The organism is Acidovorax sp. Leaf78 (assembly GCF_001422735.1).
In the GTDB taxonomy this organism is placed as follows: domain Bacteria; phylum Pseudomonadota; class Gammaproteobacteria; order Burkholderiales; family Burkholderiaceae_C; genus Acidovorax.
In genome coordinates this window covers 251506-265408 of the sequence record NZ_LMLZ01000021.1, presented here as the reverse complement: position 1 = coordinate 265408, position 13903 = coordinate 251506, and the positions used below count along the sequence as shown (strand labels likewise).

The 13903-nt window shown below is 67.5% G+C and carries 11 protein-coding genes; 1 reads left to right on the top strand and 10 read right to left on the bottom strand.

All coding sequences use genetic code 11. From position 1 onward, the window contains the following. The first annotated feature begins 98 nt into the window (after positions 1-98). Positions 99-2771 carry an alpha-ketoglutarate dehydrogenase gene (mdeB, locus tag ASF16_RS17235; RefSeq protein ID WP_056169982.1) on the top strand — a complete coding sequence of 891 codons (2673 nt, stop codon included), beginning with the start codon at positions 99-101 and terminating at the stop codon, positions 2769-2771. Positions 2772-4194: 1423 nt separating this feature from the next. Here the strand turns inward: mdeB and ASF16_RS17230 are convergent. The 10 genes from ASF16_RS17230 to ASF16_RS17185 form a co-directional block, all read right to left on the bottom strand. Then, positions 4195-5367 (bottom strand): DSD1 family PLP-dependent enzyme, encoded by a 1173-nt coding sequence (locus ASF16_RS17230; protein ID WP_056169979.1) that lies wholly within the window; start codon positions 5365-5367, stop codon positions 4195-4197. Positions 5368-5395: 28 nt separating this feature from the next. After that, entirely contained in the window at positions 5396-6379 is a 984-nt protein-coding gene (locus ASF16_RS17225) for a threo-3-hydroxy-L-aspartate ammonia-lyase (RefSeq protein ID WP_056169975.1), read from the bottom strand. Between the two features lie 75 nt (positions 6380-6454). Next, on the bottom strand, positions 6455-7453 hold the full coding sequence (locus ASF16_RS17220) for an ornithine cyclodeaminase family protein (RefSeq protein ID WP_056169970.1): 999 nt from the start codon (positions 7451-7453) through the stop codon (positions 6455-6457). 9 nt (positions 7454-7462) lie between these two features. Continuing rightward, entirely contained in the window at positions 7463-8152 is a 690-nt protein-coding gene (locus ASF16_RS17215; protein ID WP_235507416.1) for a transcriptional regulator, read from the bottom strand. 192 nt (positions 8153-8344) lie between these two features. Then, positions 8345-9175: a zinc-dependent peptidase gene (locus tag ASF16_RS17210; protein WP_056169967.1), complete on the bottom strand. Its 831-nt coding sequence runs from the start codon at positions 9173-9175 to the stop codon at positions 8345-8347. 50 nt (positions 9176-9225) lie between these two features. Next, entirely contained in the window at positions 9226-10005 is a 780-nt protein-coding gene (locus ASF16_RS17205) for a UDP-2,3-diacylglucosamine diphosphatase (RefSeq protein ID WP_056169965.1), read from the bottom strand. A 103-nt stretch (positions 10006-10108) separates the two neighbouring features. After that, positions 10109-10615 carry a peptidylprolyl isomerase gene (locus ASF16_RS17200; RefSeq protein ID WP_056169962.1) on the bottom strand — a complete coding sequence of 169 codons (507 nt, stop codon included), beginning with the start codon at positions 10613-10615 and terminating at the stop codon, positions 10109-10111. A 48-nt stretch (positions 10616-10663) separates the two neighbouring features. Beyond that, the gene (locus ASF16_RS17195) at positions 10664-11245 is read right to left on the bottom strand and encodes a peptidylprolyl isomerase (RefSeq protein ID WP_056169959.1); all 582 of its coding nucleotides are present in this window, start codon (positions 11243-11245) and stop codon (positions 10664-10666) included. Continuing rightward, on the bottom strand, positions 11242-12537 hold the full coding sequence (locus ASF16_RS17190; protein ID WP_082516999.1) for a L,D-transpeptidase family protein: 1296 nt from the start codon (positions 12535-12537) through the stop codon (positions 11242-11244). Before ASF16_RS17190 ends, ASF16_RS17195 begins: the two co-directional genes overlap by 4 nt. 78 nt (positions 12538-12615) lie before the next feature. Further along, entirely contained in the window at positions 12616-13761 is a 1146-nt protein-coding gene (locus tag ASF16_RS17185) for a tetratricopeptide repeat protein (RefSeq protein ID WP_056169955.1), read from the bottom strand. Positions 13762-13903: the final 142 nt, after the last annotated feature.

Below are 13903 nucleotides of genomic sequence, written 5' to 3'. Positions count from 1 at the left end.
TGCAGTTTATTGTTTTTGCGGCATAAGCTGCTGGTATTGCGCTGCATCGGCTGCAAAACGGCAACTCATTCGGGGTGGGCATGGCTACAGTGCTCTGCATGAACGCGCTCACACCCCATAACCTGCTGCTGGCGCCCGGCGCCGTCCCCGACATCGACCCCGAGGAAACCGCCGAGTGGCGCGACGCCTTCCTGGCCCTGGTGGCCACCGAAGGCCCGGAGCGCGCGCGCCACATCCTGCAAGAGCTGGTGCGGCTGGCGCGCACGCAGCGCATTGGTTGGCAGCCGGACCTGAATACCCCGTATGTGAACACCGTGGCCGCGCAGGACCAGCCTGCCTTCCCCGGTGACCTGGCTGTTGAAGAGCGCGTGGCCTCCATCGTGCGCTGGAACGCGCTCGCCATGGTGGTGCGCGCCAACCAGGCGTATGGCGAACTGGGTGGCCACATCGCCAGCTACGCCAGCGCGGCCGACCTGTTCGAGAGCGGCTTCAACCACTTCTTCCGCGCCCGCGAAGGCGTGGGCGAGGGGCAGCACCGGGGCGACCTGGTGTTCTTCCAGCCGCACAGCGCGCCGGGCGTGTATGCGCGGGCGTTCCTCGAAGGCCGCCTGTCCGAGCAGGACCTGATGCACTACCGCCAGGAGCTCACCGCGCCGGGCGCGGGTGCGCAGGGCCTGTCGAGCTACCCGCACCCCTGGCTGATGCCGGACTTCTGGCAGTTTCCCACCGGGTCGATGGGCATCGGCCCCATCAGCAGCATTTACCACGCGCGCTTCATGCGCTACCTCACGCACCGCAACCTGCTCGACTGCAGCCAGCGCAAGGTCTGGGGCGTGTTCGGCGACGGCGAGATGGACGAGCCCGAGAGCATGAGCGCGCTGACCCTGGCCGCGCGCGAGGGCCTCGACAATCTGGTCTGGGTGGTCAACTGCAACCTGCAGCGCCTGGACGGCCCGGTGCGTGGCAACGGCCGCATCATCGACGAGCTGGAGCGGCTGTTCGCCGGCGCGGGCTGGAACGTGGTCAAGCTGGTCTGGGGCAGCGACTGGGACGGCCTGTTTGCCCGCGACCTGACCGGCGCCTTGGTGCGCACGCTCGAAGGCACGGTGGACGGCCAGATGCAGACCTTTGCCGCCAAAGACGGCCGCTTCAACCGCGACAACTTCTTCGGCCAGAACCCCGAACTCGCGGCCCTGGCCCAGGGCATGACGGACGAGCAGATCGACCGCTTGAAGCGCGGCGGGCACGACCTGGTGAAGATCCACGCCGCGTATGCCGCGGCCGCGCGCCACCAGGGCCAGCCCACCGTGATCCTGGCGCACACCAAGAAGGGCTACGGCATGGGCACGGCCGGCCAGGGCAAGATGACCACGCACAGCCAGAAGAAGCTCGACGAGACCGACCTCATCGAGTTCCGCAACCGCTTCAACCTGCCGCTCACCGACGAGCAGGCCACGAGCCTCGCGTTCTTCAAGCCCGCGGAAGACAGCCCCGAGATGCGCTACCTGCGCACCCACCGCCAGAACCTGGGCGGCTACCTGCCGCGCCGCGAGACGGCCTGCGAGGTGCTGCCCGTGCCGGCCATCGAGGGCTATGCACAGTTCGCGCTGCAGGCCGATGGCAAGGAGATGAGCACCACCATGGCCTTCGTGCGCATGCTGGGCAGCTTGCTCAAGGACGCCACGCTGGGCCCTCGCATCGTGCCCATCGTTGCCGACGAGGCGCGCACCTTCGGCATGGCCAATTTGTTCAAGCAGGTCGGCATCTACAGCAGCGTGGGCCAGCGCTATGCGCCCGAGGACATCGGCTCGGTGCTGAGCTACCGCGAGGCGCTGGACGGCCAGATCCTGGAAGAAGGCATCAGCGAGGCCGGCGCCATCGCCAGCTGGACGGCCGCGGCCACCAGCTACAGCGTGCACGGCCTGGCGATGCTGCCGTTCTACATCTACTACTCGATGTTCGGCTTCCAGCGCGTGGGCGATGCCATCTGGGCCGCCGCCGACCAGCGTGCGCGCGGCTTTTTGCTGGGCGCCACGTCGGGCCGCACCACGCTGGGCGGCGAGGGCCTGCAGCACCAGGACGGCAGCAGCCACCTGGTGGCTGCCACCATCCCCAACTGCAAGGCCTACGACCCGGCCTACGCGGGCGAAATGGCCGTCATCGTCGACGCCGGCATGCGCGAGATGGTGACCGAGCAGCGCGACGTTTTTTACTACGTCACGCTGATGAACGAGAACTACGCGCAGCCTGATCTGCCCGCCGGTGCGGCAGAAGGTGTGCTGCGTGGTTGCTATGTTTTCAGGAGCTACCCGCGCTTGCTGGACGAGCGGCAGGGGGCTTTTTTACCTCAAACCGTGACCCTTCTGGGCTCGGGCGCGATCCTCACCGAAGTGGTCAAGGCGGCAGAGTTGCTGGCCGCCGAGGGCGTGGAGGTGACGGTGATCAGCGTGACCAGCTGGAGCGAGCTGGCACGCGACGGCGTGGCGTGCGAGCAGCGTGCCATCGCGGGAGAAGATGAGCCGGGGACCCCCTGGCTTGCAGCGCAACTGGCCGCCACGAGCGGACCGGTGATCGCTGCGACCGACTATGTGCGTGCCGTGCCTGAGACGGTGCGCGCCTTTGTGCCGGAGGGGCGCAAGTACCTGACGTTGGGGACGGATGGGTTCGGGCGCAGCGATACGCGGGCGGCGTTGCGTGCGTTCTTTGGGGTGGATGCGGAGGCGGTGGTGCGGGCTGCGAAGTTTGCGATGGGGGCTGCAGCGAACCGGTGACGGGTTGGGTGCTGTCTGCGTTGCCGATTGCGGGGGCTGTACCTGGGTGCTCTCCTGCCAGTGTTCTTGCGGGGGGCTGTGCTTGGGTTGAGGGCGGAGGCCGGGGTGTGCGCCCGGCGGCGCAGTAACTTTCTCTTGCGTCGCCAAGAGAAAGTCACCAAAGAGAAGGCGACCCCCAGTCTGCGTCCCCCNCGGTAGAGGCCGATTTCACTGCCACAAGTGTTCTTGCGGGGGGCTGTGCTTGGGTTGAGGGCGGAGGCCGGGGTGTGCGCCCGGCGGCGCAGTAACTTTCTCTTGCGTCGCCAAGAGAAAGTCACCAAAGAGAAGGCGACCCCCAGTCTGCGTCCCCCATTCGCCCTGGCGGGCGAACGGGGGCAACCTGCGATGCTCGGGCCGGGGGTGGCGTCGCAGAACTCGCTGCGCGGGGCCGTTGGCCCCGCTCCGCTCAAACATCTGCGACGAGCTAGATCACGAAGCGTGTGTGTCCTGCGGCACACACGCCCACCCCCGGNCTCGCTGCGCGGGGCCGTTGGCCCCGCTCCGCTCAAACATCTGCGACGAGCTAGATCACGAAGCGTGTGTGTCCTGCGGCACACACGCCCACCCCCGGCCCTGCGCTTCTCGGCGCAGCCAGCAGGGGGTGAACACCACCCGGCTGCTGCCTGGGCAGCGGCGCCGGGGGTGGGGGACGCGCTGCGCGCTGCCCACAGGGTGGGTGCGGTCGCACTGCCCGAGCCGATGGGCTGCGAGTTGACCAAGGCTCCATAAATCCATACTTCGTCTGTAGACAACTGCCCGCCGCTTCTCCAGCATTTGTGACACGCCAGATCGCGAAGCGACCGTGCCGCATCGCGCGCTGCCCACAACACTGGCGCGGCCGTCCTGCTCAGGCCGAAGCGCAGCGAGGCAACCCGGGCCGAGCGAAGCAATGGCCCGTGTGGAGCCCGCTCCCCACCCCTGCTGGCTGCGCCGAGAAGCGCAGGGCGTGGGGTGGGTGCGTGTGCCGCAGGACACACGCACTTCGTGNGATGGCCCGTGTGGAGCCCGCTCCCCACCCCTGCTGGCTGCGCCGAGAAGCGCAGGGCGTGGGGTGGGTGCGTGTGCCGCAGGACACACGCACTTCGTGATCTGACTCGTCGCAGATGTTTGAGCGTAGTTTGGCCCGCGGCCAAACGCAGCGAGTTCTGCGACGCCACCCCACGACCGAGCATCGCAGGTTGCCCCCTTCGCCCAACGGGCGAAGGGGGACGCAGACTGGGGGTCGCCTTCTCTTTGGTGACTTTCTCTTGGCGACGCAAGAGAAAGTTACTGCGCCGCCGGGCGCACACCCCGGCCCCGCCCCTCGCAAAGCCACACGGTAACCATGCCAACGCAGCCAAACACAGCCACGCACTAGTCGAACACAAGCCCAACTTAGCCCAACTCACCACCCCCCAAACCGCCCCCATTCCCCCACCACCACCCCACCGTCCACCGCCCGATACTCCCCATACTGCGCCCCCGTCGCACACGCATGGTTCGGCAAGATCCGCAACTGCATCCCCACCGGAAACCGCCGCGCAATATCCCCCACGCCCGGCGCATCAGAACCACCGGCCAGCGACAGGATCCCGTGCTCCTGGTTCGCACCACTCAGCACATACCCGTCCAGCACAGCCCCATCCACATCGCACACCTGCCCATACCCATAGTCGCGCGACTGCTTTTGCGTCCCCCGGTCGCGGCTCATGGCCATCCAGCCGGCGTCCACGATGGCCCAGCCCTTGTCCACCTGGTGGCCGATCACGGTGGTCAGCACGCTCAGCGCGATGTCGTCGGTGCTGCACACCCCCACGTTGTGCATCACCAGGTCGAAGAACACGTACACGCCCGCACGCACCTCCGTCACGCCCGTGAGGTCGCGGGCCGACAGGGCCGTGGGCGTGGAGCCCACGCTCACCACGGCGCAGGGCAGGCCCGCTGCGCGCAGGCGTTCGGCCGCGTGCACACAGCCGGCGCGCTCCTGCTCGGCCAGGGCGGTGAGGGCCTCGGGGGTGTTCAGGTCGTAGCTGCCGCCCGCGTGCGTCATGACGCCGGCCAGGCGCATGCCGCCCGCGTGCAGTACCCGGCCCACGTCGATCAGCGCGGCTTCATCGGGGCGGATGCCCGAGCGGTGGCCGTCGGTGTCCACCTCGATCAGGACCTCGAGCACCTCGCCGTGCTCGCGGCCGAAGTCGACGATGGCCTGGGCTGCGGCGACGTTGTCGGTGACGATCTTCAGATCACATCCCTGGCGGCGTAGCGCCAGCACCTGGGGCAGTTTGTGCGGCACGGTGCCCACGGCGTACAGGATGTCGGTGATGCCGTGCGCAAAGAACTGCGCTGCCTCCTTGAGGGTGGACACGGTGATGCCCTGCGCGCCGGCCGCGATCTGCGCCTGGGTCACGGCCGGGCACTTGGCCGTCTTGGCGTGCGGGCGAAAGCGCACGCCCAGCGCGTTCATGCGCTCCTGCATGCGCGCGATGTTGCGCTGCATGCGCGGCAGTTCGATCAGCGCGGCGGGCGTGTCGACCTGTGACAGGGGGATCGCAGGGGAGGTGGTGGGGGCTTCTTGCATGGCAAAGGGTCCTCGTTGTGTGGCTGGATCACCCTGCGAGCAGGGCGAAAAAACGCTCCATGTCCACATTGCCGCCGCTGATCAGCACGCCCACTTTCTTGCCCTTGAGCTCTGCAGCCTGTGCACGCGCCGCCGCAAAGCCCAGGCAGCCCGTAGGCTCCACCACCAGCTTCATGCGCGTGGCAAAAAAGCGCATGGCGTCCACCAGCTGGGCATCGCTCACGGTGAGGATGTCGTCCACGTCGCGGTGGATGATGGGGAAGGTGATGTTGCCCAGGTGCTGCGTCTGCGCGCCATCGGCAATGGTCTGGGGCGTGTCGATGTGCACGATGGAGCCGCTGCGAAACGACTGCTGTCCGTCGTTGCCCGCCTCGGGCTCCACGCCGTAGAGCTTGCAATGGGGCGACAGTGCACGGGTGGCCAGGGCCGATCCCGAGAGCAAGCCGCCGCCGCCCAGGCAGACGAAGAAGGCGTCCAGCTCGCCCACCTCTTCGAACAGCTCCTTGGCCGCCGTGCCCTGGCCGGCGAGCACGTCGGCATGGTCATACGGCGGGATCATGGTCAGGCCATCGCGCTCGGCCAAGTCGCGGGTGATCTGCTCGCGGTCTTGCGTGTAGCGGTCGTAGAACACCACGTTGGCGCCGTAGCCCTGCGTGGCCGCGACTTTGGAGGCGGGGGCGTCCTGCGGCATGACGATGGTGGCGGGCATGCCCAGCTCGCGCGCGGCCAGGGCGATGCCCTGTGCATGGTTGCCCGACGAGAACGCGATCACGCCGGCCTTGCGCTGCGTGGTGTCGAACTGGGCCAGCGCGTTGTAAGCACCGCGGAACTTGAACGCACCCATGCGCTGCAGGTTCTCGCACTTGAAGAACACCTGGGCGCCCATCTCCTCATCTAGGATGCGCGAGGTGATCACGGGCGTGCGGTGCGCAACGCCCGCAATACGGCCAGCGGCGGCCACGACGTCGTCGTAAGTGGGGAGACTGTTTGCAATCGGGGTGGTAGTGGTCATGGCAACGATAGGTGGTGGTTGAAAGCGGGATGGAAGCGGAATGAAGAGGGGAGGGTGCTGGAGGGCTGGTACCTGTCACCACGGCCAGGCCATCGCAGTGCCCACGCCCTGCGCCACGGCCCGCGTGTGCAGCATGCGGGCGACGGTGAGGTCCTGCAGGGCCAGGCCCGTCATGTCGAACACGGTGATGTCCTGCGCGTCACGCGCCACCTGCACCTGGCCCGTGATCACATCGCCCAGTTCGGTGCAAGGCAGGCCGGGTGGCGCCCACTGCAGTTCGCCCATCTGGCAGGCTTGCGTGGCGTCGTCCACGACCACGCGTGCGCGCTCCAGCAGGCCTTCGGGCAGCTCGCGCTTGCCCCTGGTGTCGGTGCCCACGGCGTTGATGTGCGTGCCCGGCTGCACGGCCGCTGCGTCGAACAGCGTTCCGCCGCCCGGCGTGGCGGTGATCACCACGTCGCTCGCGGCCACGGCGGCATTCGCGTCGGTGGCCAAGGCGATGTCGCAGCGGTCGGCAAACGCCGCCTCAAGGCCTTCGTTTCGCTGCCCACCGTGCGCCACATAGCGCACCCGCCGCAGCGCGGGCAGCACCTGCAGCGCAAAGCGCAACTGCACGCGCGCCTGCACGCCGGTGCCGAAGAGGCACAGCTGCTCGCTGTCCGCCCGTGCCAGTTGCTGCAGCCCCAGCGCGCCGGCCGCGCCCGTGCGCTCGGTGGTGATGGCATTGCCATCCAGCACACACAGCGGCCGGCCGGTGGCGGGGTCCATCAGCATGACTGTGGCCTGGTGCGGCTCGCCGCCCTGCGCGCGGTTGGCGGGCCAGAAGCCCGCGGCCTTGAATCCCAGCAGCCCCTGCGCGGGCACGTCGCCCGACTTGATGCCGAACACACCACCCGTGGCCAGGGCCTCGCGCACCACAGGGAACACGCGGCCCGCGCGCTGGCTGTGCAGGGTGAAGGCCTCGTGCACGGCGGCCAGCACAGCCTGCGGCTGCAGCAGGGTGCTGACCTGGTGGGTGTCGAGCAGCAGCAGGGCGGCCTGTGCGCGGTCGATGGGTGTGGGGTGGGCGCTCATGCCGTCACCTCACTTGGCCACGTCGCCATACACCGTGGCGCGCGATACACCCAGGTGCTGCGCCACCACCTCCATCGCGCGGCGTACCTCCAGGCTGCCCGACTCGCGCAGTTCGCGTAGCAGCGCGCGCCGCTCGGTGGCTTTGAGGGCCCGTGGTGCGGTAGACAGGCGCGCGGCGAACTGGTCGATGCGCAGGCGGATCGCATCGGCCCCCGCAGGGTCGAGCGACTCGGTGAGCCCCGTGTCGCCGTCGATTGCGGTGAACTGTCCCACCACGCTCTGCAGGCTGCGAAACAGCGTGAGGTCTACGTTCAGGCACAGCGCGGCGATGTACTCGCCCGACGAATCCTTGATGCCCACCGATGTGCTCTTGGCCTGGCGCCCGTCGGCAAACTGGTTGGCGTAGTTGGCGATGACCTGCGGGTAGTCGGGGTCGGCAATGCGCGCCAGGCCCAGCTCGGTCGTCGGCTCGCCCACGGCCCGGCCCGAGAGGTTGTTGTGGATCGCGAGGATGGATTGCCCCGGGTCCAGCAGGTCGTGCACGACCACCTCGCAAAACGGCGCAAAGGTGGCGGCCAGGCCCTGCGCGACCTGCTCGATTTGCGACAGCAGGACGGTGTGTTCGGCGGTGCGGGGGCGCGCTGGCCGTGCAGTCCGTTGACGGAGTGTTGGTGGCGTGGAAGGCGTTGGGCGGGTCATGTCGACAATTTATCCAAAAATGGACAAATTGTCAAAATCTGGAATCCAGACTCAATCGCGGAGCCGAGTCATCCGGCCGCTACGCAGCGTCATTTGGACATGCGCCAACGACAGCCTTCAGTCGTATCCACCGCAATGCAACGCTGCGCTGGTCAACGTGCAGAGCGGCACGACGCTGCGGCAGAGCGCGTGTCAGTCCGTGTGGGCAGGGCGCTGAAAGAACGCGTCCAACACCGGCATCAACGTCGGGAACTCCTGCCCAAACCGTTGGCGATTCACGAAGTAGGCCTCGCAGGCCACGGCGAAAAACTCCGAAGGCGAGGTCGCGCCGTACGCATCCAGCCAGGGCCGCTCGGCGCCGAAGCGTTCAGACATGATCACGCGTTCGCGAAACTGCTCGTACGCCGGCTCCCAGGCGGACCACCAGGCCTCGTACGCGGCGCGGCCGGTGCGCGCGCCCATGAAGCCGGATGGCAATGGCGGGCAGCCGTTGGGTTCGCCGCTGCGCATGTCGAGCTTGTGCACGAACTCATGCACCACCACGTTGTGCCCGCGCTCGGTGTTCTCAGCCGCGTTGGCGATGTGCTGCCAGCTGAGCATGATGGGGCCGCGGTCCATCGCCTCGCCCAGCAGCACCTGGGCCTGTTCGTGCACCACGCCGGCTTCGTCCATCACCTGCCGGCGTGCCACGGCTTCGCCAGGGTGCAGCACGATGGTGACGAAATCGTCGTACCACTTGAGGGCCTTGGCCGGGTCGCCCCAGTGCAGCAGGGGCAGGCAGGCCTGGGCGGCGATGTCGATGGCCATCGCGTCGGTGACCTCCAGGTCGTGCGCGCCGTGGAACCGCTTTTCGTGCAGGAACAAGGCGCTGAGCGCCCGCAGCTTGGACTGGTCGTGCAGCGACAGTTTGGCCAGGAAGGGATAACGCTGCAGCGTTTGCAGCCACAGTGCGGCCGAGATGTCGGGCACAGGGGCGACGGTGGTGCGCACGTGGCGCCAGAGCCGGTTGAGGATGGGGGGCATGGTGTCAGAGCATGCCCGCAAAGGCATGCCGCTGGAATTCAAGACTCACCCTACCTGGGGCCAAGGGGGATGCGTTCCAAGCCCGCTTGCGACAAACGCAGTGTTTCCAGGCGGGGGGGCAATGCGGCGGCATCCCAGTCGCTGAGCACCACGCGCTTCAGGTCCGGGGTCAGGGCATGGGTGGCGGGGCGGTGGGTGTGGCCGTGCACCATCGTGCCGGCCCCGGCGGCCTGCAGCCAGCTGATAGTGGCGGGGCCATCCACGTCGGCGTAGGTGACGCCGGATTGCTTCTTGGCCTCGCTCTCCTGGCGGATGCCGCGGGCCTGGGCGCGGCGCGTGGCCAGGGGCTGGGCCAGAAAGGCCTGCTGCCAGGCGCTGCTGCGCGCCTGGATGCGAAAGCGCTGGTAGTCCACATCGTCCAGGCACAGCAGGTCGCCGTGGCTGAGCACGATGCGCTGGTGGCCGAAGACAAGGACCGTGGGGTCTGCGAGGCCGGTCATGCCGGTACGCTGCAAGAATGCGGGCCCCGCCAGGAAGTCGCGGTTGCCGTGCATGAAGTACAGCGGCCGGCGCTGCGATGCCGCGCAGAGGGCGGCGCAGCCCTGGGCCTCGAAGCTGCCGGGCTCGTCGATGGCGTCGTCGCCCACCCACACCTCGAACAGGTCACCCAGAATGAACAGCGCGTCAGCCGTCGTGGTGTGCAGGTAGTGCTCGAAGGCCGCCACCGTGGCCGGCTCGCTGGCCTGCAAATGCAGGTCTGAAATGAATTCGACCGTGCGCCAGTGCGAGGGAGCGATGAGCTCCTCGAACCGGGGCACGGTCGTGGTCACAAAAAGGCTTGGGCTTGTGCTTATGTCGATCATCCCCTGGGCTGCGTGATGTACGCGGGGCCCGCAACCGGGGCCGCCGCAGCGCCACAGGGGAATGTCATGTTCAGAGTGCCACGGCCTTTTCGATGATCACGTCTTCCTTCGGCACGTCGTCGTGGAAGCCCTTGCGGCCCGTCTTCACGGCCTTGATCTTGTCTACCACGTCAGTGCCGCCGACCACCTTGCCGAACACGGCATAGCCCCAGCCCTGGGCCGACGGTGCGGTGTGGTTCAGGAAGCCGTTGTCGGCCACGTTGATGAAGAACTGGGCGGTGGCCGAGTGCGGGTCGCTGGTGCGGGCCATGGCCACGGTGTAGTTGGCGTTCTTCAGGCCGTTGTTGGCTTCGTTCTCGATGGGCGCGTCCGAGTTCTTCTGGTTCATGCCGGGCTCGAAGCCGCCGCCTTGCACCATGAAACCGGGGATCACGCGGTGAAACACGGTGTTGTTGTAGTGGCCCTTGTTCACGTACGACAAAAAGTTGGCCACCGACTTGGGGGCCTTGGCTTCGTCGAGTTCGAGGGTGATGACGCCGTAGCCGGCAATGTGCAGTTCGACTTGGGGGTTGCTCATGGCAAGGTTCTTTCGATCAATGAATCAATGAATCAGCAAAAAAAGGGATCACTTCACCAGCGTGGCGGAGTTGATGGTGACGGGGGTGTTGGGCACGTTCTGGTGCGGGCCCTTGTTGCCCACGGCCACGGCCTTGATCTTGTCGACCACGTCGGTGCCGCTCACCACCTTGCCGAACACGGCATAGCCGTGGCCGTCGGGTTTGGGGGCATTCAGCATGTCGTTGTCCTTCACGTTGATGAAGAACTGCGAGGTGGCTGAGTTGGGGTTGCCTGTGCGCGCCATGGCGATGGTGTAGTTGTCGTTCTTGAGGCCGTTGTTGGCTTCGAGCGCGATCGGGGGCTTGGTGGGCTTTTGCTGCATGTCGGCAGTGAAGCCACCGCCCTGGATCATGAAGCCGTTCATCACGCGGTGGAACACCGTGCCGTCGTAGTGCTTGTCGTTCACGTAGGCGAGGAAGTTCTCGACCGTCTTGGGTGCCTTGGCAGGGTCGAGTTGCACGACGATGTCGCCCATCGAGGTGGCCAGCTTGACCTTGGGGGCCTCTTGCGCCTGCACATTTGCTACGGAAAACGTAGCTGCCAGCGCAATGCTGGCAAGCGCCAGGGTCGAATTTCTTCTGGAAATCATCCAATCACTCCTTCGAAAAATATCTGCCATTGTTGGCCCCGCCGCGCCCAGTACTGGCGCTTGACCGGGCCCGTGCGGGCGCCTTCGGCGACTTCGCCGAACGTTACCACCATGGTGTCGGCGGAATCTGTCCACCGAAGGTAAGACTTGTCTTTGAGATGGAGTTCCCGGCCCTGCAGTGCGCGGGTCTCGGCCTTGAGCACGTGGGTCCACTCTTCGAGCGGCTTTTTGCGGTAGGTCTGGAAGTCCGGCGCATAAAAGCCCAGCAGGCGCGTCATGTCGCCCTGCGTTTTCGCGTTGCGCCAGGCGTTGAGCACGGCCTCGAACGACTTGCGCTCGGCGTTCACGCTGTGCGGTGCCACCCACTGCAACTGGCGGGCGATGACGACGGGCGTCGAGCGGGGCTCCACCGTGCGCAGGATGCGCTCGAGGTCGGGGTTGGCCAACACCAGGCAGCCATCGGTGGCCAGCGGTGCGCGCGCGAACTGGTCGGGCGGGGTGCCGTGCAGCCAGATGCCGCCGCCGGTCTTGCCCCGGCTTTGGTCCAGCGGGTTGGGGTAGTTGATGGGCAGGGCGCCCGCGCCGTAGAAATCCTTGAGCGTGGCGGGGTCCAGGCGGCTGGTGATGAAGTACACCCCGAGCGGCGTGCGCTGGTCGCCTTCGGCGGCTTTTTCGGTGCCCAGCTTGCCGACGGACGCATAGTAGTCGGCCACCAGCTGCAGGCCCTTGCCCGTGTTCTCGAACAGGTACAGGCGCGAGCGGGATGCGTCCACGGCGATGGCATGGCGCGAGCGCGGCGACAGCTCCAGGAACTGCGCCGGGATGGTGTTCGCGGGCGGGCGGCTGCGCTGCGCGTCGACGCGCTGGCGCGACTCGTTGCGCAGCTCTTCGAGCACGGCGGAGGCCTGGATGCTGCGGGTGGAGTCGGGCACGGGCACGTCGCCCATGCGGCGGATGGGCCGCGTGCGCGACATCATCAGGTCGCCCACGGCCAGCTGCGCCAACTGAAAGTTGGGGTAGTCGCGCGCCAGGCTTTCGGCCTGTGCCAGAGCCTCGCGCTGGCGGCCTTCGCCGATGAGCTTGTACACCGCCAGCAAGCGCGACTCGGCCTGGCCGTCGCGCAGCTCGGTGGGCTTGTCTGCAGGCTTGGCCGCGTGGGTGGGCTCGGCAGCGGCGCGGCGCGGCTTGTGGCTTTGCGCCAGGGCCACCGGTGGGGCGGCCTGCACCAGCGCCGCCAGCAGCAGGGTGCCAGCCGCGGCCCGGCGGCGTCGTGCGGTCAGCTCCACCAGCATGCGTGTCTTTGGTTCAGAGGTGGCAGAAATGAAAAAACGCCTGCGCGGCAGGCGCAGGCGCTGTGTCTGGCGCCACGATCAGCCGCCCGTGGATTCGCGGACGATGGCCCAGCGGCCGTTGTTGTTCACCAGGTCCAGCGTCTTGCGGCTGGTGACGTTGAGCGAGTCGGCGCTGTAGGCCTGGCGAAAACTCGCCTTGGCCTTGTCGCCGCTGACGGTCACGCTGAGGTCCGACACCCGCACGCTGATCTTGGACTTGCCCACGATGCGCGATTCGCGCTCCTTTTCCCAGGCGGCACGTGCCTGGCGGCCGGGTGGGTCGAAAGACTTGTCGTACGCACCCAGGTAGGCGCTCATGTCCTTGGCGGCCCAAGCTGCGGCCCAGGCCTGCACGGCGGCGGTGACTGCTTGCACGGAGGCGTCGGACGCGGCTGCGGCTGGGGCAGGAGCCGGGGTGGCAGCCGGAGCCGGTGCGGCAGAAGCTGGGGCCGCTGCTGCAGCAGGCGATGGCGCGGCGGCTGGTGTGGGTGCTGCAGCGGGTGCAGGGGCTGGTGCCGCCTTGACCGCCGGTGCCGGTGCTGGTGTCGGCGCTGGCGTAGCGACCACCACCGGCGCGGGCGCAGGGGCAGGCTTGGGCGTTGCAGCAGCCACGGGGGATGGCGCGGCAGCGGCTGCCGGGCGGCCCGACTTATTGGCAGCATCGGCAGAGAACAGCTCGCGGATCAGTGCCAGCTTGGGCTTGACGGTGTTGGCGTTGGTGGCGTCGAGCTGCAGGGCCTTGTTGTAGGCCTGGCTGGCCAGCTTGGCGTAGATGTCGCCCAGGTTCTCGTGCGCGGTGGCGTAGCTCGGGTTGGTGCGGATCGCCATCTCCAGCGCCGTGCGGGCCTTGTCGAGCTGGTTCTGGTTGGCGTAGAGCACTGCCAGGTTGTTGTAGGGCTCGGGCAGCTCCGGGTACTCTTCCGTCAGCTTGGTGAAGGTGGTGATCGCGTCGGCGGGCTTGCCGCTGTCGGCCTGCGCCACGCCGCGCAGAAAGCGCAGTTGCGGGTCGCGCGGGTTGGCTGCCAGGCGCTGGTCGGCCTTGGCCAGCGCTTCGGCGGACTTGCCCGTCTTGAGCAGTTGGGCGATGTCTGCGTAGTCATCGGCATGCGCCACACCCGTGCTCAACAGCGCGGTCAGCGCCACCAGGCGCAGAAGTCGTGGAAGTGTGCAGAGGACTGGCTTCATGGGGGGATTCCGGGGAGTTGGGCAGCGGCCCGCAGGAGCGGGGGCTTATACTGCGGCGGATTGTAGCTGAGGGGGTTGTCATGACGGAACGCTGTTGCCGCGGGTGATTTCGCTGTAGGCCCCACGCCGGGCCAACCCTCGC